24 protein-coding genes and 1 tRNA gene are annotated in these 24,014 nt (G+C 40.7%); 6 read left to right on the top strand and 19 right to left on the bottom strand.

All coding sequences use genetic code 11. The features are described 5' to 3' along the window. Positions 1–90: 90 nt before the first annotated feature. The 7 genes from PSF28_RS09890 to PSF28_RS09860 all read right to left on the bottom strand — a co-directional run bounded on the left by PSF28_RS09890 (position 91) and on the right by PSF28_RS09860 (position 5,890). On the bottom strand, positions 91–741 hold the full coding sequence (locus PSF28_RS09890) for a DUF4310 family protein (protein WP_004908356.1): 651 nt from the start codon (positions 739–741) through the stop codon (positions 91–93). A 2-nt stretch (positions 742–743) separates the two neighbouring features. After that, entirely contained in the window at positions 744–1,535 is a 792-nt protein-coding gene (locus PSF28_RS09885; protein WP_006659131.1) for a DUF4311 domain-containing protein, read from the bottom strand. A 26-nt stretch (positions 1,536–1,561) separates the two neighbouring features. Further along, positions 1,562–1,858 (bottom strand): DUF4312 family protein, encoded by a 297-nt coding sequence (locus tag PSF28_RS09880; protein ID WP_004258180.1) that lies wholly within the window; start codon positions 1,856–1,858, stop codon positions 1,562–1,564. After that, complete coding sequence (locus PSF28_RS09875; RefSeq protein WP_004908363.1) at positions 1,858–2,223, bottom strand: SFCGS family glycine-rich protein; 366 nt, start codon at positions 2,221–2,223, stop codon at positions 1,858–1,860. The genes PSF28_RS09880 and PSF28_RS09875 overlap by 1 nt, the downstream gene beginning before the upstream one ends. A gap of 32 nt (positions 2,224–2,255) precedes the next feature. Continuing rightward, a complete protein-coding gene (locus PSF28_RS09870) occupies positions 2,256–2,594 on the bottom strand; it encodes a PRD domain-containing protein (RefSeq protein WP_004908366.1) in 339 nt (112 codons plus the stop codon). A 482-nt stretch (positions 2,595–3,076) separates the two neighbouring features. Next, positions 3,077–5,047: a BglG family transcription antiterminator gene (locus PSF28_RS09865; RefSeq protein WP_210835887.1), complete on the bottom strand. Its 1,971-nt coding sequence runs from the start codon at positions 5,045–5,047 to the stop codon at positions 3,077–3,079. Positions 5,048–5,182: 135 nt separating this feature from the next. After that, entirely contained in the window at positions 5,183–5,890 is a 708-nt protein-coding gene (locus tag PSF28_RS09860) for a pirin family protein (RefSeq protein WP_210835885.1), read from the bottom strand. 123 nt (positions 5,891–6,013) lie between these two features. Here PSF28_RS09860 and PSF28_RS09855 point away from each other — a divergent pair, with 123 nt between their 5' ends. Next, positions 6,014–6,907 (top strand): LysR family transcriptional regulator, encoded by an 894-nt coding sequence (locus PSF28_RS09855; protein ID WP_210835883.1) that lies wholly within the window; start codon positions 6,014–6,016, stop codon positions 6,905–6,907. A gap of 382 nt (positions 6,908–7,289) precedes the next feature. On the opposite strand, the gene PSF28_RS09850 is transcribed toward PSF28_RS09855, so the two are convergent. From PSF28_RS09850 to PSF28_RS09830, 5 genes are all read right to left on the bottom strand, one after another. After that, the gene (locus PSF28_RS09850; RefSeq protein WP_210835881.1) at positions 7,290–7,685 is read right to left on the bottom strand and encodes a DoxX family protein; all 396 of its coding nucleotides are present in this window, start codon (positions 7,683–7,685) and stop codon (positions 7,290–7,292) included. Between the two features lie 236 nt (positions 7,686–7,921). After that, positions 7,922–8,221 carry a YqjK-like family protein gene (locus PSF28_RS09845; RefSeq protein WP_210835879.1) on the bottom strand — a complete coding sequence of 100 codons (300 nt, stop codon included), beginning with the start codon at positions 8,219–8,221 and terminating at the stop codon, positions 7,922–7,924. Further along, positions 8,208–8,615 (bottom strand): phage holin family protein, encoded by a 408-nt coding sequence (locus PSF28_RS09840; protein ID WP_210835877.1) that lies wholly within the window; start codon positions 8,613–8,615, stop codon positions 8,208–8,210. The genes PSF28_RS09845 and PSF28_RS09840 overlap by 14 nt, the downstream gene beginning before the upstream one ends. A 6-nt stretch (positions 8,616–8,621) precedes the next feature. Continuing rightward, positions 8,622–8,927, bottom strand: coding sequence for a DUF883 family protein (locus PSF28_RS09835; protein WP_210835876.1), 306 nt, complete (start codon positions 8,925–8,927; stop codon positions 8,622–8,624). Between the two features lie 236 nt (positions 8,928–9,163). Beyond that, on the bottom strand, positions 9,164–9,832 hold the full coding sequence (locus tag PSF28_RS09830) for a DedA family protein (RefSeq protein WP_210835874.1): 669 nt from the start codon (positions 9,830–9,832) through the stop codon (positions 9,164–9,166). A gap of 613 nt (positions 9,833–10,445) precedes the next feature. Here PSF28_RS09830 and PSF28_RS09825 point away from each other — a divergent pair. Next, complete coding sequence (locus tag PSF28_RS09825; RefSeq protein WP_210835872.1) at positions 10,446–11,405, top strand: TerC family protein; 960 nt, start codon at positions 10,446–10,448, stop codon at positions 11,403–11,405. A 263-nt stretch (positions 11,406–11,668) separates the two neighbouring features. Continuing rightward, entirely contained in the window at positions 11,669–12,922 is a 1,254-nt protein-coding gene (sstT, locus tag PSF28_RS09820; protein ID WP_210835871.1) for a serine/threonine transporter SstT, read from the top strand. Between the two features lie 108 nt (positions 12,923–13,030). Here sstT and PSF28_RS09815 read toward each other — a convergent pair whose 3' ends face one another. Continuing rightward, a complete protein-coding gene (locus PSF28_RS09815) occupies positions 13,031–15,052 on the bottom strand; it encodes an NADPH-dependent 2,4-dienoyl-CoA reductase (protein ID WP_210835870.1) in 2,022 nt (673 codons plus the stop codon). A 223-nt stretch (positions 15,053–15,275) separates the two neighbouring features. Here PSF28_RS09815 and PSF28_RS09810 point away from each other — a divergent pair, with 223 nt between their 5' ends. Beyond that, a complete protein-coding gene (locus tag PSF28_RS09810) occupies positions 15,276–15,872 on the top strand; it encodes a GNAT family N-acetyltransferase (protein WP_210835915.1) in 597 nt (198 codons plus the stop codon). 45 nt (positions 15,873–15,917) lie between these two features. Here the strand turns inward: PSF28_RS09810 and PSF28_RS09805 are convergent, their stop codons facing one another. Continuing rightward, positions 15,918–16,991 (bottom strand): NAD(P)H-dependent amine dehydrogenase family protein, encoded by a 1,074-nt coding sequence (locus tag PSF28_RS09805; RefSeq protein WP_210835869.1) that lies wholly within the window; start codon positions 16,989–16,991, stop codon positions 15,918–15,920. 359 nt (positions 16,992–17,350) lie between these two features. Between PSF28_RS09805 and PSF28_RS09800 the strand changes: the two genes are divergently transcribed. After that, positions 17,351–17,427, top strand: a tRNA-Ile gene (locus PSF28_RS09800). A gap of 350 nt (positions 17,428–17,777) precedes the next feature. Beyond that, a complete protein-coding gene (locus tag PSF28_RS09795) occupies positions 17,778–19,133 on the top strand; it encodes a KAP family P-loop NTPase fold protein (protein WP_272685003.1) in 1,356 nt (451 codons plus the stop codon). Positions 19,134–19,625: 492 nt separating this feature from the next. On the opposite strand, the gene PSF28_RS09790 is transcribed toward PSF28_RS09795, so the two are convergent. From PSF28_RS09790 to PSF28_RS09770, 5 genes are all read right to left on the bottom strand, one after another. Then, the gene (locus PSF28_RS09790) at positions 19,626–19,958 is read right to left on the bottom strand and encodes a hypothetical protein (protein WP_272685002.1); all 333 of its coding nucleotides are present in this window, start codon (positions 19,956–19,958) and stop codon (positions 19,626–19,628) included. Between the two features lie 187 nt (positions 19,959–20,145). Then, entirely contained in the window at positions 20,146–21,405 is a 1,260-nt protein-coding gene (locus tag PSF28_RS09785) for a pyridoxal-dependent decarboxylase, exosortase A system-associated (protein WP_272685001.1), read from the bottom strand. 382 nt (positions 21,406–21,787) lie between these two features. Beyond that, on the bottom strand, positions 21,788–22,729 hold the full coding sequence (locus tag PSF28_RS09780) for a ketoacyl-ACP synthase III family protein (protein ID WP_272685000.1): 942 nt from the start codon (positions 22,727–22,729) through the stop codon (positions 21,788–21,790). Further along, entirely contained in the window at positions 22,729–23,643 is a 915-nt protein-coding gene (locus PSF28_RS09775) for a transglutaminase domain-containing protein (RefSeq protein ID WP_272684999.1), read from the bottom strand. Before PSF28_RS09775 ends, PSF28_RS09780 begins: the two co-directional genes overlap by 1 nt. A gap of 80 nt (positions 23,644–23,723) precedes the next feature. Next, a complete protein-coding gene (locus tag PSF28_RS09770) occupies positions 23,724–24,014 on the bottom strand; it encodes a hypothetical protein (protein ID WP_272684998.1) in 291 nt (96 codons plus the stop codon).

Raw genomic sequence — 24,014 nt, 5'->3', positions numbered from 1 at the left:
TTACTCTTATGCAACTCTTTGAACTATTTCGAGCCTGTTTTTAATCATGTTATTCAGTAACCCGGAGCAGATGCTCCGGGAGGATACTTGTTAGGCGACGATTGGGAAGAAATAACCGAATAACATCGCACCTAAAATAGCGCCACCGGCAACCGGTTTTTGCCATACATAGAAAATCAATGCGCCGATTAAAGAACCAATCCCAATTGGAATAGAAGCTGCCATGGCGGCTAAGATAATCAATGGGCCTAAGAATCGACCTGAAGTATTACCCGCACCCATCATGACGTCTGCACCAAAGGTTGAGTTGGCTTGGGCAATGGTGAATTTACGTGCAAAGACAATCAGTAAACCGATTAATACACCAAGGAATAAACCCGTTACTAATGAAAGCCAGAAGTTAGTGACTAGAATATCCCACCCCGCAGCGAGGAATAGGGCAGGAACACCGAGCCCAATACCAGTTTGCAGCGCTCCACCAATATCTAAAATACCGACTAGTGATCCTTCGATAATGCGAGCAAATAAGAAACTTGCACCGAATGCGGCGACTGCACCGTAAACCCCTGTATCTAAGCCTGCACGTAACATGGCGACGAACGCCACTTCGTTAAATGCGCCAAAGCCGTAGACGACATACATGTGGGTACCTGCGAAGATCCCTGCGGATAGCAACCCAACAAAAATCGGAAAGGACCATTCTGCGTACCAAAAATCTTGTTTGTTAATTTCAGTTGTCATGATTATTTCCCGCTCAGCAGACCGTGGACGTATTCAAGCCACAATGGTTTATCTAGGTTGAAAGAGGTGATCATCTTCAGGTCGAACTCACGGAAGAAGCCGCTGAGAACGAACAAGAGAACCACGGTTATCATCATTGTGCGAGTGATACGGTTCCAGCCGTTGTCATCAACGCCTTTACCAATCAAGATACCTAAAACTAAACCAGGGATAGCATTCCCCATGATTAACTGAGCACAACCACCAAATAATGTTGCCCAGAAACCTGAACGACGCCCTGCATCCATGGCGGCTAACCAGAAGATGACTGGCATCACCGTGTTAACTAACAAGTTAGCGGCGGGCACTAGTACGTTAATGGCTGTTGTTTGCAGTGCAGCCGGAACTGCGGAAGCGGTTGTGTTTAAGAAGGCGACAACTAATGCCCCGATGATGGCACAAGCAATCGCCATTTTTTTCGGGTTATGCAGTGTGTCAGCAACACTACGGTTTTTGGTTAACAGCGCTGCCGCACCCCAGTTTGGGATGATGCGGTGGTCAACGTCTTGTGTAAATGCCCCTGCAGCAACTGATGATGCCCATGCATTAAAGAAAAATCCTAAGCCAAAAGAAAAGTGAGATGCTGGGTCGCCTTCACACGCGTTCAGCTCACCCAATGTACGGAATGCCCCCATGCCTTGTATGGTTGGTGCGTGGAACATACGCGCAGCCCCTGCGCCTAAGCCAAAGCCGCAGAGCCCACCGATGATCAGGGACATGCCCAATATTTCTAGAAAAGATGCAGTTTCACTCATGGAATTAACTCCAGACCTGATTGCTATTATTGTTCTGTAAATGGTATTTCGTTGACAGAAAGTAAAGTGACATCCAGCGAAACGTCGAGTACAACACGAAAATGTTCACGTTTGCGTGGCAAAAAGAGAAAAAGAAATTTTTCTGTCCGCGAATGAGAGTGAGCACTAATCACTTCAACATCCTTTGGTTCAATTCGTAGGATGATGTCTGTGCTGTTTTTCAGTACGGTTTTTTGAATTGAATTTAAGGCGTCAGCTATCGCTTTTTGCTTAGTGTCGCCTTGCCCTGTAACCCGTACAACCGTTTCGATAGATTTTTTCATTAAGCGTTGCCGTATTTTTTATTGAATGCTTTTACTAAGCGCTCGCCTAACTCTTCCTTGTCCATAAAACCGAAACCTAATACATTGCAACCGTCTGCAATTGCGGTTTCTCCCTCTTCAATGGAGCGCATCCCATAGCGAGCTTTATAGCCATACTTAGTTTGAGCCGTGATTGCACCAGCGCCACCACTTCCACAAAATGAGATCCCTAAATCGGCTTGTTCTGCGTTCATCACATCGCCAAGTTTCATGTCAGCGGCGACACCTGGAACAACAATCGCTTTACCGCCAGCAGCTTCAACACCCGCGGCAACTTTTTGGCCTTTACCTAAACGGTCACCGATAACAACAACTATCTGTTTCATAAAATATTCTCCAAATCCTACCAAATTAGTAATTAATCATTTGAACGTGCAACTTCAAAGTGAACAGAGAGTAAATAGGTCTCTTCAGGTGCTAAACCGGGAAGTGTGTCAACAACCCGTTGCGCGAGCGTAATCGAATGTTCAGAGATTTCATCAAATAGGCTGATATCAACTTCTGGTAAGGCTTCACCCGTTTTTGCTCTACCGACCATGGCACGTAAATGAGACTCCAACATCTGTTGTTGTACATCCGTGGTATAGCAATCCTCCTGCTTGAGCCAGTCAGTAATCACTGCTAGCAGTTTTTGTGTCACCTCATCAATATCAAGGTTATGTTCTAACATTTTAAAAACGACAACTGATTCACTCATAACTATTTAAAATCCAAAGTAATATTGCAAGTTAGACTACTCTGTTCCTTCATGTCTTATACATTAGACGTTTATTGGGATTTTTTGCAGGCAGTGAATTTCCACTTCAAAGTGGAAATTATTTGGAAATAAATATTAGCTGGATTGGTGTGTTTTTTATTCTATATGGAAATTAAGTGGAAAAATTGACATCGATCAACTATCGAAAAAGGATAAAAATAACAATACTTCGAATAAAATATGTTGTTTATCAATTAATTATTTTTTTACATAAAAAATGGAATTGAAAAAAAGAACTGGAAAGAAAAGTGGAAACAATAAATGGAAACTATGTTGTGTTGATTGTAATAACTTCCACTTAGTTACTCTGTGCGTAAAACAGGCCGTTTAGGATAGGAAAATATTTGCGAGAGTTGTGGTTAGGATCACGTAAAAGTCAGCAATTTCCACTTTTCCACTACGAAGTGGAAGTTGCTATCAGATTAGAGGATACGTGCTAAGCTATCTTTAGCTATCACTTGGAATTCATTGAAATTTTTTACACTTACTAAGCGACGAGTTGTTTTTTCCTTTACAAAGGTAACGAATAAATCATAAATAGCCATCGCTTCTTCATAGTCTGTTTTACTAATAGCCAACAAGAAAATGACATAAGCGTTCTCTTTGGTTTCTTTATTCCATTCAATGCCTTTTGGGGCCACAACGGTTGCAACCACCGTTTTATTGGCAAGTAAGCCTAAAGAGTGGGGTAATGCGATGCCTTCTCCGAGCAATGTGGAAACAATTGATTCACGTTCTTGTAGTGATGGATAAAAATCGGAGGTTACATAGCCTTCTTGCTGTAATTTATGGCAAACCATTTGAAATAGCTCTTCTTGGCTAATTTTTTCATTAATTACCATAAAGAACCGTTCATCAAAAAAACGCTCAATAATATAAGGGCGGGTTTGATCAACCATAGCTAAGCGGCCAACTTGCTCTAGCTGATAGGGCGTTGGGAAAGGCGCGATTTTAATAACAGGCTTGTTTTTCTCTGAAATTCGTACTGTGGTTATCACGAAATCTTCAGTGACTTCACCCAAGGATTCATACTCTTGTAATGTTAACCCTCGGCTAAATTTGAGTTGTGGAAACTCACGCATGATTTTAGATTCAACCACGCGAAACGTGGAGTTTCCTGCATCGGTGACTACCAGTACTTCTGTTTGGCGAATTGACCCTGCGCCATAGTTACGTTCGAGGCTAACACCAATATGAACTGCAAGGTAACCCAGTTCATCTTCACTGATTGGATGAGGAAGTAATTGCTTACTTGCGCTGGTTAATGCACTGAGTGTGACGTCATAGGCAAACGGATAATATTGTTTAATATCAGATAATAATGGATTTGGCGTGGAAATATGATACTGCAGGCGCGTGATTAAGGCCGCAAGATGCGTATTGAGATCTTTTTTGAGCTTTTCATCATTTCGTAAGTCATAATTATATAATTCATTAATATAATTTAAAATATATTCACATAGCTCATTATGAGTACCACTTTTTTGCGCACTAGAGTCTTGGTTACTAATACGTTGGGCAACAATTTGGTCATGCAAATAGCTCAGTTCTGCCCCAGAAAGATCATTGCCAAGAAAGTAGATTAAACCGTTGGAGATTTCATCGCACGCTTTACGGATCACTTCTTCACTATCATCGTTTTTGACCGCAGTGGTGAGCTCATGGCCGCGAGTTATACGCAAAATAGTGACCGCACAATTAAAAACTAGGTATAAATGGCCTTCATTGCTAATCCGAATATCAAAACGATTCAAACTGTTATGTAATACTTTATCGATATATGACAGGTCTAAATTATCCAGACAATCGGGGCGGAAAGTGGTTAAATCAGGTGCTATCTGTGCGCAATAACGACGCCATAAAGTTTCAGTCATACAAGCTCGAACCGCCCACTCGCTACCATTCAAACGAATACCTTGGTGAGGAATACTTTCTAATGCAATTTGGTATTTTTGTAGCTGTTCTCTCACCGCACCCATATCTTGTTGTAAAGTGCCTCGGCTGATAAACCATTCCTCAGCGATATCATCAAGCTTTACGGGAAGTGATAGCATTAAGAGCTTTAATAGCAGTGCATCAATGCGCTCTTTGCTCGTTCGAGGGATATGATTGTCTTCGTCATTTTGCTGAGTAAAGGTCGCAAATAGGGCTTCATCTTCAATGTTCAACCGGTAACCACGACCTCGTTCATACACAATATGTGCACGATATGGCTGTATCAATTCATTGATTTCATTGATATCAGAACGAATAGTTCGAGTAGAAACGGAAAAATTTTTTGCTAATTCGTCCTGAGGAACAACCTCATTCAGAATTTGAGCAAAAATTTGATTATGTCGTTGTTGAGTGAATAGAGCCACGGAAACACCTTTAAAATCAAAACGAAAAAGCATTTGAGCAAGAAAATTACGTGTTTTTTGCTCGCTAATGGCAGGACTCTAACACAAGCGTGTCAATATGTAGGATATGTAAATCATGAAATTTGCGAATCCGTTCGCAAAATTCATGCTGTTATAGCAGGAAAATGACTAGTTTTGTCCCCCAAGGTCGATTAGCAGGCCTCTAAACGGTTTATCTGCACTAATGATGATTTGATTATCATCTTGGATAAATGCCCCATCATTGCAATTCATCCTGAGTTGTTCGCCTTTTGGTGTTCGTAATGTTGCTCCACCATGTATAGACTGAAGGAATGAATTTTTTCCTTTTAGCGTGATCGCTGTTGATTCATTGGCTGCTAAGTGAATTTGAGTGATCCAAATTTGTTGACGTAATTGAATGCTTTGATCTTCCCCGTCAGGAGAGGCGATAAGCTTACTCTCATTTTCACTAATGGCTATTTTTTGCAAGGGTAAAGATTCTTGCTGTGGGCAAGCATTTAGCCACAGCTGCAAACGCGTTAGTGGTGTTTTAGGGCACACATTTTGTTCACTGTAGCTAAGATCTGGGCGTGGTGAAAAACGCACACATTCACCTTCATCCGCTTGGATGGTATTACCTAGACTATCTCGATATTCTGCATGCCCTTTTAGGATGATATTTAAGATATCGACATGTGGGTAGGTTCTTGGCTGTAGCGCATTTTGTGGCGCAATAACCTCTTGATTCAGCACTCTGAGTGTTTTAAAACCCATAAAATCTGGGTCAAAATAATGGCCAAATGAAAAGGAATAACGCGCTTGCAGCCAACCATAATCAGCTTTTCCGCAATGGTTAGCGGGTCTCAGTGTCATCATAATGGTTAACCCCCATCGAAAATAAATAAGTTAATAATCTATTGTTATAATAAATAGCTGGACGTTGAATTGTTAGCCAGTTAATCTGTTTCCCTTGTTCAAATTTCCTGAAAGAGAAACTTCATGAGTAAAGAGAGAGCATTAACGCTTGAATCATTAAGGGTTATGGATGCAATCGATCGCCGTGGTAGTTTTGCTGCAGCTGCTGAAGAGTTGGGGCGAGTCCCATCTGCGCTAAGCTATACCATGCAAAAATTAGAAGAAGAGCTCGATGTCATTTTATTTGACCGTTCAGGGCATAGAACTAAATTTACGAATGTCGGTAGGATGTTACTTGATAGAGGAAGGATCCTACTTGAAGCTGCTGATAAGCTAACATCTGACGCGGAAGCCCTTGCAAAAGGATGGGAAACGCATTTAACCATCGTGTGCGAGGCTTTAGTTCCTGCTCATTCACTCTTTCCACTGGTGGAACGATTGGCGGAAAAATCAGAAACACAGTTATCTTTGATTACTGAAGTATTGGCGGGAGCATGGGAACGCCTTGAAAGCGGCAAAGCGGATATCGTCATTGCTCCTGATATGCATTTTCGGTCATCTTCAGAAATTAACTCTAAATCGTTATACACCATTAATCATATTTATGTAGCGAGCCCGGATCACCCCATTCATCAAGAACCTGAACCATTATCTGATGCGACTCGAGTGAAGTACCGTGGAATTGCAGTGGCTGATACCGCACGTGAGCGGCCTGTGATCACGGTACAGTTGTTGGATAAACAACAACGATTAACAGTGTCAACAATTGAAGATAAACACAATGCTTTATTGGCAGGCCTTGGTGTTGCAACGATGCCGTATCCAATGGTTGAACAAGATATTCGTGAAGGGCGTTTAAAAGTAGTTGGCGCAGAGTATAGCCATGAGACGAATATTATTATGGCATGGCGACGAGATAGTATGGGGGAGGCTAAGTCGTGGTGTCTCCGAGAAATCCCCAAATTATTCAGGGTGTAAACTCGTTATATTTTGAGCCGTAGGGGTGTTGGCTTCATTGAGTCACCCGAGTCACATACTTATGTATGCTCACGGGATGACTCAATTTGCCGCCTACCTACAACTCAAACTATTTAGAGTTTACGTATGTAGTTTGTGACTCGCGGTTTAATAGATATAAAATATTTTTAGGCCTGTTACCGTATAAATTATTTAGAAGTTAACCTGAGATTGAAAAATAAACCCATCAACATCAATTTACTGCCTACTGAGAATCGCTCACTTAAGTGATTTTCCCCCAACTGATTCAACGCCTTTTTTAGGCAAAAAAATACCTCCCGAGGGAGGTATAAGTTGGACAAACAAAATCAATAAGGTAATAAGGGTGATAATGAAATCGGAGTTACCATTTTTTGTTTAATAAATGGTCAATACTAAATTTCCCTGGGCCAGTCACAGCTAACAGTAAGAAACCGCCGGCAATAGTAAAGTTTTTCATAAACATTAAGCTATTTGGTGCAACGCTAAAATCGATATGGAACAGGAGTGCGGTTAATACCGTAAAGCCTGCTGTAAATAAAGCGACAGTTCGAGTTAAGAAGCCGAACAGAATTGCTAAGCCGCCGCCAAATTCTAATAAAATGGTTAAAGGTAATAAAAAGCCTGGAACGCCCATTGCTTGCATGTATTGTTGTGTTCCTGCGTATGCATCTCCCAGTTTTCCATACCCAGCGACAATGAACAGAATTGGCATCATAATGCGAGCTAATAATACCGCACCACTTTCTAAATTTTTCATTGAGATTCTCCAGACTAATAAGTCATTAAATATAAATTAGTTGCGATATATGTCGCTTTGTAGTGTTGTTTTCAGCACAAATAGGTAAGAAAACATTCGATGGACTTATAATAGTCATTTGCTTATTCAATAAAAAGCAAAGCTTATTCACAAAGATGGTCAAAAAATTTGAATGGTGATGAGGGGGAATGAGTTGAAGTGTCGTGGTTAGATTAACTTATTGATTTTAAGTTGAATTATTTCTTTCCTGCATTAATTGTACTTTGAATTGTTCTTACTATGCCCCACATTGTGAAGGCTTTTTTTCCTAATTGAAGTATGCGTTGTGGTTTTTTTAGTGAATAAATCGAAAGCAGGCCTGTTGCTGCAATAAATAAAGGACGGAAGGTAACGAAGGTTTTCCATGTACGGTCATAAGGGGCTGTCACATGCAGCCAATCTTCAGAGCTGGCAGCAAGGTCATTCCGTTGCTGCTCAATTCTGTTGAGTAACCGTTGTTTTCTTTCGGCAAGTAATTGGCGTTTATTTCTGGTCATTATCCTTACCTGCTAATGCATTTGCATCCTGGCTTAGTTGCTCCCGTGTGGAGCTCAATAAAGTAGACTGTTTCGCTTTTTTGAGCGCCCAAACAGCAAAGATAACGGCGAGTAGAACCAAAATCCCTGTCGTGATAGCCAGTGCTTGATAACGGTAAATAGGGTCTACAGACCAAAAAATGAGTCCAATTAGACACATCAGGCCAAAAGCAGTAAAAAGAAGTGCTAGCCCAACTAATAATAGCAGCTGGATAAAATTAACTTTCTCTTCTTCGAGCTCGACGGCAATGAGCTGAAGGCGAGTTTCAACAATATTAACGGTAATACTGGCGATGCGTTGCAGTATTTCAAGGACCCCTTTACCGGGGCCCTGACGTTGTTGATTTTGTTCCATAAGCAATTAACGTTTCGCGAGAAGTACGCCAAGAACTACACCAACGGCAGCACCAATACCGATACCAGTCCATGGGTTTTCTTTGACATAGTTGTCTGCGCGACCCGCAATTTCTTTAGTTTGTTCAGTGATCCTTTCGGTGGTTTGGCCGAGCCTAGCACGAGATGAGCAAAGTGCGTCTTTCGCTTTGGATTTCAAGCTTTCAATCTCTTCTTTCGACTTCTCGCCTGTATCATTCAATACGGCTTCAAGAGAATCTGCTAACGCTTTTAGTTCCGCGCGTAGGTCTTCTGATGAATGATTTGATGACATATAGAACCTCCTATCAATAGAAAAGAAACTTCACTGTATTAACAATAACTGTTTTTGCATTAAGTGCAATGAGTTATTCAATAATAAACCCGATATTAAGAAAACATGTAAAAATTACAGATTTAAAAAATATCGTGTAATCAATTAATTAGAAATACAGCATGTGATGAGAAAGGAGGGAAGTAAAATTAAGTAAAATTAATAATGCGGGAACAAATTGGTTCCCGCATGTAGGATTAATTTACTTTTTTGCTAGACAGTTTTTTCTTTACGACAACAGCAATACTACCGATTAACCCAAGGATTAATAAGCCTACAGGAATTAGCATCAATACATTCATAATGTGATGCTCATATTGTAGGAAGATTGGACTTTTACCAAAGCCATAACCGATAGCAGTTAAAATTAACACCCACAACAGACCACTTAACCAATTAAATACTTGGAAACGGCCATTCTGTAAACCTGCGAGACCTGCAATTGTTGGAAGTAGTGTTCTAACAAAAGCTAAAAAACGGCCAATTAATAAGGCAGCGAGGCCATGACGATGGAATAAGCCATGAGCGCGTTGGTGGTAGTGTTCGGGTAAGTGTGCTAGCCAGCCTTTAACAATACGTGTGTTCCCCAGCCATCGCCCTTGTATATAACCTACCCAGCAACCTAAACTGGCGCCAGCGGTTAAAATTACGATGGTGAGTGGATAACTTAATGTGCCTTTAGCGATGAGTACACCAACTAAAATCAACAAGCTATCGCCAGGTAAAAACGCTGCAGGTAATACCCCGTTTTCAAGAAACAAGATAGCGAACAGCATGAAATAAATCGACCACACTAACGCAGGGTTAGATAGGGTGACATAATCTTGGTGCCAAAGGGCGAAAAAAAGTTCTTTAACTAATTCCATTAATGTTTCCTAAACGGCAATAACAGCAACAAACTTGTTGTTGGGCAGGGAGAAATGGATTAAGTGAATGCCAAAGTGAAAGTAGTGTTTCCTCAGGCTGTTAGTGTAAAACACGCTCACTTTAACAAAACAGAAAATAACTAAACAGCAAATTTTAAGCTTATTTTTAGAATTCATTTAAGTTTCGGCCGATTTTTACAAATTATTGTGTGGCATGTAACGATGTAAAGTGCTTAAAAATGGCTTTTAACCTACTTTTTGCTTAGAGTATGCGAAATATACTGGTTAATTTATCTTTTAATGTAAAAAAATAACGATAAAACAATAATGGCTAATTATTGCATTTTAAGACTATTTACCGTATCTTATCGCCATAGCAAAGGGGAGTAACTTCTTCTTGTCGGTTTATCGTCATTACGGTGTACTCATTACACCCGGTAGCCGAGCACCACAGTTCCCTGTTTTCGGGTTATTTGTGTTGTAAGTGAGACCTTGCCAGAAGGCGAGGTTTGCTCATAATTTACAACCAAAAGAAATAACTTGTGGTTAATGAATTTTAAGCGGCTGATGTCTTCTGGATATCAGCCGTTTTTTGTTTTTAAGGGAAAGGAAAATGCACTCAGTTGGTAACCCTATTTTATGGGGTAGTTTTGCCGTTATTATTTTACTTATGCTACTCATTGATTTGTTCTGGCAAGGGAAACACAAAGGCCAAGCAATGTCGATGAAACAGGCTGCGGCTTGGAGTATCGTGTGGGTAACGCTTTCACTTCTCTTTGCGGCGGGCTTTTGGTGGTATCTTAATGAAAACGTGGGACGTGAGTTTGCCGATAGCCAAACAATAGCGTTCTTAACGGGTTATTTATTAGAAAAAGCATTAGCTATTGATAACGTATTTGTTTGGTTAATGCTCTTTAGTTATTTTGCAATCCCTGCAAATTTACAGCGTCGTGTGCTGGTTTATGGAGTATTAGGCGCTATCGTACTTCGTACAATTATGATTTTTGCAGGCAGTTGGTTAGTCACACAATTTAGCTGGATTTTATATGTATTTGGCTTGTTCTTGCTATTTACTGGTTTGAAAATGGCTTTTGCTAAAGAAGATGACTCGCCAATTACGGATAAACCGTTAGTAAAATGGGTTCGTTCTCATTTACGTATGACGGATGAATTGCATGGTGAAAAATTCTTTATTAAACGTAATGGTGTCCTGTTTGCGACTCCACTTATTTTAGTACTGATTTTAGTTGAAATTAGCGATGTGATATTTGCGGTGGACAGCATACCCGCTATTTTTGCGGTAACAACTGACCCATTCATTGTTTTAACATCGAATTTATTTGCCATTTTAGGCCTACGTGCCATGTATTTCTTGTTGTCTGGGGTTGCTGAGAAGTTCTCAATGCTAAAATACGGTTTAGCAGTGATTTTAAGCTTTATCGGTATAAAAATGCTGTTAATCGATATTTTTCATATTCCAACGCCGATTTCGTTGGGGGTGATTGCGTCAATCTTAGTCGTAACGTTAATCATTAATGCGATTGTTAATAAACGTAACGAAGCAAAAAGTTAATTTAACTTTTTCACTTTTAAATCCTCTACTGTAAAAGTAGGGGATTTTTTTTAACTCTATGAAAATACTCAACCATTTTACTCCTCTCATTCTACTATAAGAAACAAAACTCTATTGAGATCACAGTTATGTAAAATGTTTGTTAAACAAAGTCAATCATTGTGTATATTTTGAATAATTGCCTTTTCAGGCGACTATTATTCCTTATACTTGCTGTGCAAACACATTTAATTCCTAAAAAAGATAAATAATATAGGTCTATTATGGATACAAATAAAATAGGGTTATGGCGAGTTATTAGCCAAGGTAGTCTAGTCAAACAGATATTGGTTGGTTTGGTCGCGGGTATTTTGCTTGCATGGTTATGGCCATCTGCTGCAAAAAATGTCGGGTTGTTAGGGGATTTATTCGTTAGTGCGTTAAAGGCGGTTGCTCCGGTATTGGTATGGGTATTAGTGATGTCATCCATTGCTAACCATCGTCAAGGGCAAAAAACCAATATCAAACCGATATTGGTGTTGTATATTTTGGGAACATTTTTTGCTGCGGTTGTCGCAGTTATTGGTTCTTTCCTGTTCCCGTCAAGTTTAGTTTTAGCAGTGGGTGATACACAGTTAAATCCACCGGGTAATATTGCCGAAGTGTTAAAAGGTTTGCTAATCAACATATTTGCGAATCCTGTCGACGCACTGATTAAGGGTAATTATATTGGTATATTAGCGTGGGCGATCGGGCTGGGTATTGCGCTGCGCCATGCAAATGAAACCACAAAAAATTTAGTTCATGACTTTTCTAATGCAGTAACACAACTGGTACGTGTTGTGATCCGCTTAGCGCCTTTAGGGATTTTTGGTTTGGTTGCTTCAACTATCGCAACGACAGGCTTTGCAACCTTAAAAGGCTATATACATGTTCTCGCCGTATTAATTGGCTGTATGCTGATAGTTGCTTTCATTGTTAATCCACTAATTGTGTATTGGAAAATGAAACGCAACCCATATCCATTAGTTTTCGCTTGCTTACGTGAAAGTGGGGTAACGGCATTCTTTACACGTAGTTCTGCCGCGAATATCCCTGTGAATATGGGGATGTGTCGTCGTATGAATTTGCATGAAGATACCTATTCTGTTTCTATCCCATTAGGCGCAACCATCAATATGGCAGGCGCAGCGGTAACGATTACTGTTCTGACGTTAGCTGCGGTACATACGTTAGGGATCCCTGTTGATATCCCAACGGCATTGTTATTAAGTGTTGTGGCTGCAGTATGTGCGTGTGGTGCCTCAGGGGTTGCAGGGGGCTCACTATTACTGATCCCATTAGCTTGTAACATGTTTGGTATTTCAAATGAGATTGCGATGCAAGTCGTCGCGGTTGGTGTGATGATTGGCGTGTTACAGGATTCAGCAGAAACGGCGCTTAACTCTTCAACTGACGTGTTATTTACTGCGGCGGTGTGCTTAGCCGAAGATGAGAAACTGGCGAACGCGGAAGCGCGGTTGTCTCACCGTGATTAACGAGCAAATAAACTAAAGAAAAAGGCAGGGATCGTGAAAACAATCTCTGCCTTTATTTTTGAAAATACGATTAATTTCAGTGACAAACCTCACCAATAGAACAAGCAATCAAAGCTGATACGCGATTTTCATTCCTTGTTCAATGGCGCGGCGAGCGTCAAGCTCGGCTGCTACATCAGCACCACCAATAACATGGGCATTAATACCACGTTCTGCTAATTGTATTTTTAATGGCCGGTAAGGCTCTTGACCTGCACATAAAATCACATTGTCAACGGGAAGGCATTGGGTTTTATCTTGATAGCGAATATGGAGCCCTTCGTCATCAACTCGCATGTATTCAACACCATTTAGCATATGAACACCACGTTTCATCAGTGACAAACGATGAACCCAACCCGTCGTTTTACCAAGACCGGCCCCTACTTTACTATTTTTACGCTGTAATAAGTACAATTGACGGGCTGATGCCATAGGGACTTTTTGTGGGGGGAATACGCCACCTTTAGAATGAATTGTGGTATCAATATTCCACTCTTTATTAAATAGTGAAGCATCTAAACTGCTACTTTTCCCTTCTTGGGTTAGTAATTCAGCAACGTCAAAGCCAATCCCTCCAGCACCAATAATCGCGGCGCTTTTCCCAACCGAGCGTTGTTTGGTGATGACATCGATATAAGAAATGACTTTATGGTGATCAACCCCTTCAAGCTGGATTTTCCGTGGGATGACACCCGTTGCAATAATGACTTCATCAAACCCCGATAAACAGTCAACATCGGCTTGGTGTTCAAGGCGCACATCAACATTTAATAGTTCTAGTTGTCGGCAGAAGTAACGGATAGTTTCATGAAACTCTTCTTTACCGGGTATTTGCTTTGCGAGGTTAAATTGCCCACCTATGTAGTTAGATTTTTCAAACAAAGTGACACGGTGCCCCCGTTTTGCAGCGTAAATTGCACAAGACAACCCAGCAGGCCCTGCGCCAACAACCGCAACAGATTTACTCTGTGGGGCTTTTTCGTTGGGGTAATCCATTTCTCTAACGGCTTGTGGGTTAACTAAACAACTGGCCAGTTTTCCACTAAAAATGAGGTCGAGACAGGCTTGGTTGCAGCCAATACAGGTATTAATTTCGTCTGCTCTATTTTCTGCCGCTTTGCGAACAAACGCTTCATCAGCAAGAAACGGCCGAGCCATTGAAACCATATCGGCTTGATGATTGGCAATAATATGTTCTGCAACAAAAGGGTCATTGATGCGGTTAGTGGTTATCAGCGGAATATTCACTTTTCCCATTAATTTCTGGGTAACCCAACTAAATGCACTACGTGGGACTTGTGTTGCTATCGTCGGTATTCGAGCTTCGTGCCAACCAATACCCGTGTTAATCATACTGGCGCCTGCATTCTCAATTTGTTTGGCAAGTAATTCGATTTCTTCCCATATTGAACCTTCTTCGACTAAATCCAACATGGAAAGTCGATAAATAATAATAAAGTTAGCACCAACGGCTTCCCGTATTCGCCGTACGATTTCAATAGGAAACCGAATTCGGTTTGTGTAGCTTCCACCCCATTTATCGGTTCTATGGTTGGTACGTTTGGTGATGAATTGGTTAATTAAATAACCTTCGGAGCCCATAATTTCGACACCATCATAGCCTGCTTGTTGAGCGAGTTTGGCTGTTGTTACAAAGTCATCAATTGTTTTTTCAACTTCATCAGTTGAGAGCTCTCTGGGGGCAAATGGAATAATTTCTGCTTGAATAGGGCTTGGGGCAACTAATTTGGGGTGTAGCCCATAGCGCCCTGCATGCAAAATTTGTAAGGCGATTTTACCGTCAGCTTGGTGGACGGCATCCGTAATTTGTTGATGAAATAACAGCTGTTTTTCATCATTTAGTACTGCGCCATGTGCAGTAAGTGCCCCTTCAGGATTGGGGGCAATGCCACCAGTAATGATGAGGCTGACACCATTTTCAGCGCGTAAGCGGTAGAAATGCGCCAGTCGTTCGCTGCCTTGTGGGTGTTCTTCAAGCCCAGTATGCATTGAGCCCATCAAAATGCGATTTTTTAGGACGGTATGGCCTAAATCAAGCGGGGTAAAAAGGTGTGGGAAATTGCTCATTATTATACTCCCATTCGGGATTTCATTAACAGGTCAGATGAGTTAACTGTAGCGTAATGAAGCCGCAATTTGGTAAAGATGTTAAAATTTTGTGATTTTTATCATATGTTTTCGGTTAAATAGCTGAGTGTCATAAAAAAATAGGCGTTTTTCTTTTTTTATGTCATAAAAAGAGATTAAAAAAAGAGACACAGAGCATAAAGAACAATATAGGAAAACCATGATGAAAGAGATTTGCCAAGCTATTACTTTAGAAGGTGAATATGTTCGCCTTGAGCCTCTATCTCACCAATATGATGCCGAACTGGCAGATATCATTCGACGAGATGGGTTGAATAATTTGTGGTATACCTTAGTCCCTGAGCCTGAGCATTTCTCTCAAGATGTGGAAAAGCGTCTGGAAAATTTCCAGAAAAAGGAATGTTTACCTTTTGTGGTAATAGATAAACGCAGTGGTCAGCCTGTGGGTATTACTTCTTATAACCGTGTGGACCATGCAGTAAGACGGGTTGAAATCGGAGCCACTTGGTATGGGGTCGAAGTACAACGCACGGCATTAAATACAGAGGCTAAATATTTGCTGTTAAGGCATGCTTTTGAGGAATTAAATTGTGTTGCAGTGGAGTTTCGTACGCACTTTTTAAATAGCCAAAGTCGTCGAGCTATTGAACGTTTAGGGGCCAAGCTCGATGGTATTTTGCGCAACCATATGAAAACTAAAACAGGTGAGCTACGTGATAGCTGTGTATATAGTATTATCGAGTCAGAATGGCCGTCGATAAAACATCACTTAGAATGGCAGATGGTGAAACCGCGCTGAGGCTAGGTGCCGGTAAGTCGCCCACCGAAAGGTGGGCGGCGTTCGCTATAAATACTCATGCATAGGTTTGGTCATAAACACATTGTTTGGCATTTTTTCTGTGGTGGTATAGCCTGCTGGGCTATTAATCAATGCCGGAATACGGTTCACCAAATTTGCACAAGTTAATTCTACAGTTGCTGGGTTATTCACTTCAATTGAGGTGTTGGGTTCACCAATGAATTGCCAGCTGTTTTTATCACACTCATCCGCCGTTAAGATTTTTCCAATACACTCTGTTTCAAGGGTAATACCTTCTGCTGTTTCGGTGATCACCACGGCAGATAAGCCCAGTACATCTCCTTTTTTGACGGTCATTTTGAGGGTGTCGGAGTAAATATCTTGTTGAGCAATTTGCGGTACACAGCGCTGAGTTTGGTTGATGATCGTCAGACCAAGCCGGCTGCATAGCCAACCATTTTGTGTCCACATATAGGGAGGTGCATATTCACCACTTTCGATTTTCTGAGAAATAATATCGTAAGGTAAGTCGTTATAGTTACCAATTTGTTTGTCGAACTCATCAACGGTTAAACCAGCACCGTGGCCAACGGCGAGAGCGATACCATAATCTTCAACGTTATAGCAGCTAGAACCTTTGATTTTCACCAATTTGTGCATGGAGCCTGCTAAGGTGTCAATGAGTACGCCCCAATACATATCAGGGTAGCCACTACCTGCAAGGGTACAATTATTTTCTTTGGCTAGTGCATCGAGTTTTTGCGTAATTTCTGGTGATGAATTCCATGGATAAAGGGCTTCTTCTCCGGTTGAAATTGCATTCACACCATGGCGAGCAAATAAGGAGAATGCATCTTCTAAATCAGCCATGGTGCTCAATGTGGCGATGATGCCAACATCAGGCTTTAATGTTTCGAGGGTTTTATTTGCTTCATGTAGCGGTTGTACTTTTACCCCTGTTAGCGTCGTCCCTGCGATTTCGCCTATATCTTTGCCAATAACCGCTTCATTGATATCAAAAGCCGCCACAACGTCAGCGCCATGCTCTTGCAAGTAACGGATCAAAAATTTACCCATTTTTCCGCAACCATATTGAACTGCACGTACTTTTTTCATCATTTTTGTCCTATATGCGAATTATCTATAAACTATATTGTGAGATCTGAATGTAAAAAATATTGTTTTATATCAATTATTTGAATAAAGAATTTTTAATAAATTTAGTTGCCATTATGATGTTGTTTTTATTATTAATTTGATATTGGTAAGCGTTAAATATAAATAAGGCGTGAGAAACTGATTTAAATAAAAAAGAGTAGGGCTCATTAAAATTGCAGAAAACGACTTTCAAATGATAGCAATTACTTATGCTATCGCCTTGAATTATAAGAGGAGCGATTGAGTTGAACACAATTTCAGCATACGGTTTCGAAATACTAGACCTAAGCTAAAACTACACGTATAATCCTCTCCACTTTGGCCCCTTAGCTCAGTTGGTTAGAGCAGTCGACTCATAATCGATTGGTCACTGGTTCAAGTCCAGTAGGGGCCACCAAATTTTAGCTGTTAAATCAGCGCATTAAGCCACTTTGAAAGAAGTGGCTTTTTTGTATCTAAAAGCCAATGGCGACAAAATGGCGACAGAGATTTTGAAGAAGTTCAAATCTGTAAGAGGCGTTCGTTAAGCTATGGATATGTTTTTGGCTGGCTATGTATAAAAAATAGTCTCAGAATTAATTTTTTAGGTAGTTTGTGTCTGAGATTACACACCTAACTTCAATTATGAGGATAAGCTTTTTTGTCGCTGGAAGTGTGACCTTTATAGTGATAAAGCCATATGTTGTATTGATAATAAAAATGAACTTGCTATAACTTCATTTACTTAAAATTTTAATGGGTGGTTATATGCAATCTGAACTATCTTTTTCTACAAGGGATGAGTTTTCTAGAAAACCTATAGCTGAAAAGCTAATTAATTTACTAGAAAGTGATATTGACCTTTCACCAATAGTGATAAATGGTGATTGGGGGACAGGTAAAACTGAGTTCTGTCTTAAAACAATTCAAGAAATGAAAGGAAGTAATGAGAAACTAAAATGCGTTTATATTGATGCTTTTAATGCTGATAGTTCAGATGAGCCTATTTTAACATTAATTGCAGCTATAGTTTCATTGTTTCCAGATAAAGAAGATAAAAAATCCATAATAAAGAAGGCAATACCTGTTATTAAATATGCATCAAAGGTTTTGCTTAATGCTAGTACCACTTTAATACTTAAAGAAAATGTAGAAAAACTAGGCGAAGATTTATCGGAAGCTTTAAAAGATCAAACCGCAACAGCAATAGATGCGACTATTGATAACTTATTAGATACACATGAAAAATCTACTGAGAATGTTTCTGCGTTAAGGAGTATTCTTGAATCATTGGCTCGTGATAACCCTGTTATTGTTTTTGTTGATGAATTAGATAGGTGTAGACCTAATTATGCTTTGAAAATGATTGAATCTATAAAACATATTTTTGATATAAAGAATGTTAAGTTTGTATTGGTGACTAACATAGAACAACTATCCTCATCAATTAGTAAAGTATATGGCGAATCAATAAATGCAACTAGATACTTGGAAAAATTTATTGGTTTTAAAATAAATCTTCTTGAGTACCATAAAAAATATGATGAAAGAATGTATAGCAATTCAATTTCATATTTCAGCTATTTAGTTAAAGGAAATCAAAATTTAAAGATATTATCTACACCTGGATATGAGGGGTTTATCTCTTATTTAATAAAAGAACGCCAATTTTCTTTACGTGATGTAGAGAAGCTTTTTAAATATTTAAAAATTTATCAACATACTAGTAATAGCTCCATTGAAGAAAATTCAGCTTTTGTATTAGTTATTTATAAAATTCTTGGGGTCTTTATTTATATGTTAAATGATAACTTAAGAAATAGAATTATAACTGGACATTATACATGTGAGGATATACTTTCAGCTATTGGTATTGAAAAAAACAGTTTTGACAAAATATACTCAGAACAAGTCAATCACATTGCTAATGCAATAGTCTTCCCTCTTTTAAAAGGGGCTTATGATTATGCTATTTATAGAGCTAATAATGTAGAGCTAATCAACTTGTTAGAGAAAAAATGGAATTCAGCTCGAGATAGAATCAGGTCTGATTATATGTTTTTTGAAGACGAAGAAGCAATGGAAATGATTAAAGATACTCTGTATAAATTAATGTTATTATGAATTTCATTTTTTAATTTATCTCAAGCCGCATGGATGCTGACTTTTTGAAATTACGCTGTTGATATCGCGATCCAATGAAAGCCACGTAAAATAGAAATTTCTTTTATCTTTCATTGCGTTGTATTTTTAGTGCGATCCATTTCATGATCCAAAAACTGTAATCCCCTGAAATTCTTTGCTCACATTTCAGTTTGAAATTTTCGGTAACTCCCTAGCACTGGCGCGGCTTGGCGATATGTTTTGTAGAATTTCAAAACTGAAATAAAGTTTAGATCCAAATTGTGCAGGCGGGTGCGGTGTAGTGCATTTTACGTGGTAGAGGACTTTATTTCGTGGGGTAGCGCTGCGCCTGCGCCATGCTATTGATGTGATCCAAATGAAAGGTTGCTTGATGTGGTTTGATGGTTGGAGTGCTTAGGCTGTCTTACATGCTGTTAAATTACAGGTATAAAAAAGCCCACGGCTGTGGGCAAGAGTTGGACTAAAACTTTATTAACCAATAACTGGCTGATACTTTTCTTTCAAGCCATCTGATTTACCTGCGGTGCCTTTGATGGCATTGGCATTCAATGGTGTTCCTGTGTTGTGGTGGCTGTGGCTTGCAGTAAGTTCGGCCAGCTCTTTCACAATATCCAGTGTATCAATCATCAGCTGCGCCACGTTAATTTTTTGGCTACCAATCCAAACAACCGGTGCAATAATTTCTTGTTTGGTACCCGTGATGCTTTGCTTAAGTGCGCCAACCTTTTCAATTAGCTTTTGGCCAATTTTAAGTGTGGCATCTTCGGCAATATCTATTTCGGCTTTCTTGCCGATGCTACTCACTAAGCTACCAGATTATGGAGACTCTACAAGCTGCCTGAGTTACCATGCGAAATCACAATCAGTGGGTTGAGCCTAAGCAGAAATAGTAAAGGGGATAGGATACTATATGAAGTATGAATTTATGTGCATCGTTGAGTAATTTACTTATCAAAGTTATCTCCTGCTACTCAATTGAATTTGACCTGACTCATACTAAAACTTCTGCTGCAGTTTTCCGGCTAAGAAAACCGTTTGGACTGGCGGTCAGGCCGTAAGCTCCCGACTGAAAAATAACAATATAATCCCCCGGCTTTGCGACAGAGACATCACTTTGGTTCAGCAAAATATCTAGAGGTGTGCATAACGGTCCCACTACATTGACTATTTCCCGTTGATCCCCTTGTATTTTGTTACCAATAACAGCCGGATAATTGCGACGGATGAGCTGACCTAAATTACCTGATGCAGCAAGGTGATGGTTCATACCTCCATCTGTGACCAAGTAAGTCACTTCATGCGATACTTTACGGTCGATAATTTTCGTGACATAGATCCCCGCAGGTGCAACTAGAAAACGCCCTAGTTCCAGAATGATCTCTGCTTCAGGCAAGTACTGTTCTGCTTTGGCGACCAGAGCATGCATTGCTTTTCCTACAGATGCCACATCCAGCTCTATGTCGCCTTGGAAGTAAGGGACACCAAACCCGCCACCAAGATTAAAGCGCCGTACCGGATAGGGGGCAATTTTTGCTAGTTGAATGACCAGATCCAGCGCTTTGCTTTGTGTCTCAATCAGAAAATCAGAGCGCAGATTTTGCGAACTTGGGAAGATTTGAAAACCTTCAAAATGCAATTGTTCAGGGTTGTCACGGATCATCATCATGGCATCCTGCACACAGGATACGTCCATACCAAACTGGTGCGGCCCGCCGCCCATTTTCATGCCAGATGAATTGAGCTTGTAATCAGGATTGATACGAAGTGAGATGCGTGCAGCGATAGTATATTCCACTGCAATATCTTTGATCCGCTGTAGTTCAGTGATTGATTCGACATTCAGTAATATCTGAGCGGCCACTGCACGTTGTAACTCTTCTACCGTCTTCCCTGGCCCAGCAAAACTAATATTTTCGGGAGAAACACCACAGTTCAGCGCCAGTGCCATTTCATTCGCCGATGCTACATCAAACCCTTCTACCAGTCGCGACAGGTGATGTACGACAGGGACAAATGGGTTAGCTTTGATGGCATAGTGAATACTAATCTTTTTCGGAATATGGATCCTTAATAACTCCACCTGACGTTCTATAAGCTCACGAGAGTAGGCAAAAAAAGGTGTCTGCCCCATTTGTTGTGCTAGCCGGGGAAGAGGTATACCCCCAATGGTCAGACAATCATTCTCAATTGTAAATTTCTTTGCCATTTTAAAGGAAAGACTAGATGATGTTTTGCTACGGTTCTGTGTCATAATTTATCCTTAAATTAGTTTGAATATCAGTAATGTAACTGATAAAAATTACTTACAGATAAAAACTGCTCCGATTGATGTGAATAATGTCAGTAACCGCTGTTCCTCGACCAGGCACAGCACCAGTCCTACAAATGCAAACAATGAAAAGAGATAATATAATTAATGCTCCTATCCTGCTGGAATGATTAATATTTACGTTCTCCGATAACAAAGAACGCATCACTTTACGTGCTCTGGCACTAAGCAGTAAGCTAGTAATAAGCACTTCACCAAATAACCATGCAATCATAAAAAATTTTATAATTGTCAAAGGGGGAGCCTGTAGGTTGCCATTTGGCTTATTTCAGCAGTTACCTTTATTTCATCATTTAATAATGTATTAATACTGAAAAAGTGCTGCACCAAACACCCCGCCAACGCCTGCCGAAACCATCAGTACTTTATCACCAGCATAAAATTTAGCTCTCTCCTGTAGGGATTGAAAATTGATAAACATGTCTGCGCCTAAACAATGAGCAGTGCGGTTAATATTACTCAGGAATATTTTTTCCAGCGGAAAATCAAGGTGTGTTGCCGCCTTGTGCCACATCCAGATATTGACGTTATGGGGAATAATCCAGCAGATTTGATCTAGTGTTGTGTCCGCCTGCCACAACACATTGTCTATTACCGCTTTCAGGCGAGCCTGATAGTGCAGCTCAAAATCTTTGTAGCAATCAGAATTTGTCGGTAGCCAGATACCGTGGGAATAGCCTGGCCAGTTGTGAATGGTATGCGCTAGCATTTTTGGACCGCTGCCTGCAAGTGAGAAAATTCCGGCACCAGCACCATCACCAACAATTGCTACGTTTGACACAAGACGTAATTCAACATTGTCAGCTATTTCGCCGACTACAATCAACGCCTTTGCGTTAGAACCGGCACCCTGCAGGTGATGTTTCGCGAAATCTAATGCAGAAAATATAGCTACGCAGTTATTACTGCAGGTCGCCAGTGGTAGTGCATGTTTCAGCCTCAAATGTCTCACCAATTGTGTTACGGTACTCTGCCCCCATACACCGCTGATGGCACCTGTATGTGCATATATCACTATGTCGATTTGCTGATGCAGTTTAGGGGAGGCAGCCAGTAGTTTCTCGCAGGTTCGCAACAGCATGTGAAGTTCATCACCTTCTTCCACAGGACAGTTGGGTAGCCCGTACATACGGCTGAAAACTCGAGCCTGATTTTGAGAAATACCGAATCGCTCATAGTCGCGTTCTAGTACCAGAGTTGTGGCCGGTAGATAGCTAGCCAGTCCTTCCAGGATCATCGGGCGCATTATTCTCCCTCATTCCTATGGATATTGACGCGGTAGGTTCCTTTTACTGGACTAAAGCTGTGAACGTCGTGCAGATAGTATAGTTCAGAGCATGATAACAGAGCAGTACGTAGTGATGCACAGTCTGCTCTATCACACACATCAAATTGCGCCTGCCTGTCGAGCAATGCCAACTGGTCAACATTCATGACCCGTGTACCTGGTTTTTCCTCTAGTAATACGCCCCATGCATCCCACATGAGGGGCTCATATCCGCATAATGAAGCCATATCAAACAGAAATAGGTTACGCACGATCCACTGTCCATAATCGTCGTCAAAGTGATAACCACTAAAAGCTCGCTCACTGAGGTTACCGGCTCGAATCAGTCGCCATGTTTCTCCGCCACTAAAGAATAGGTCGCGCGGAAAATCTTTTTGGTCAATATCTTGTATGGGCTCCGGAAGCGCATACAAACGACTTTCGGCATAACGCCAGTGCTGCCCATCCCAGTACTCTACCAGCACATGGTCATGTATGGGTCGCTCTGGTTTGTATTGATCGTGGGCGAAGCCATAGCGAACCCGGGACGGGATCTGCTTATAGCGCATAAAAGTACAGAGCAATACGGCAAAATCTCGGCAGGTACACAGCAGACGTTTCGCAGGCTCACGAGGTAAAAGTAGATTTCCATCCTGTAATTGCATCAGGCGGTTAAGCATCGCCTCAGCCCAGCGTAAATCCACCTCTGCACCTCGGGCAGCGATAATGTCTGGTGATAGTTTCGCTTTATCCGTTTGGTAATGAACCAGTAGATTTTGTACCGCACCAATCAATCCATCTACATCATCGGGTAAGGGCTCCAACGCAGCGACAAAACGACCCGGCAGGGTTATGGTAGTGTGCTGTCTGTAATGACTGACTGGATCAAACATAGTGTGTCGCTCCTTGCGTAAGTGTTGGCTTTTCATGGTATAGCTGATCGTAAAAAGTGGTTAAATGACTGATGATTTCTTCATGTAACTACATGCAGTATTAAAAGAGTGGAATAATTGCTGACCACTGGGCAGGTATGTGCATGGACTACCAACTTGATACGTTCGCGGCTATCGACCGGCACAGCATCGGACACCGTCTGCTCAAGTAGAATTTCCATTTCGCCGAGAATGGCAATAGGAACATATTCGATACTGATAAATTTTTTATAGATCAGCTCGTTGCATGTGGTTTGGCTAAATAGCTCTGGTTGTTTAAGTAAGTTGACTGATATTGCTGAAGGTCGCTCGCTAACGTGTTGAATGAACAT

It is taken from the genome of Providencia sp. PROV130 (assembly GCF_028482225.1).
Classification (GTDB): Bacteria; Pseudomonadota; Gammaproteobacteria; order Enterobacterales; family Enterobacteriaceae; genus Providencia; species Providencia rettgeri.
The sequence above is the reverse complement of the archived record's forward strand: the minus strand, read 5'-3'. Positions and strand labels throughout refer to the sequence as shown.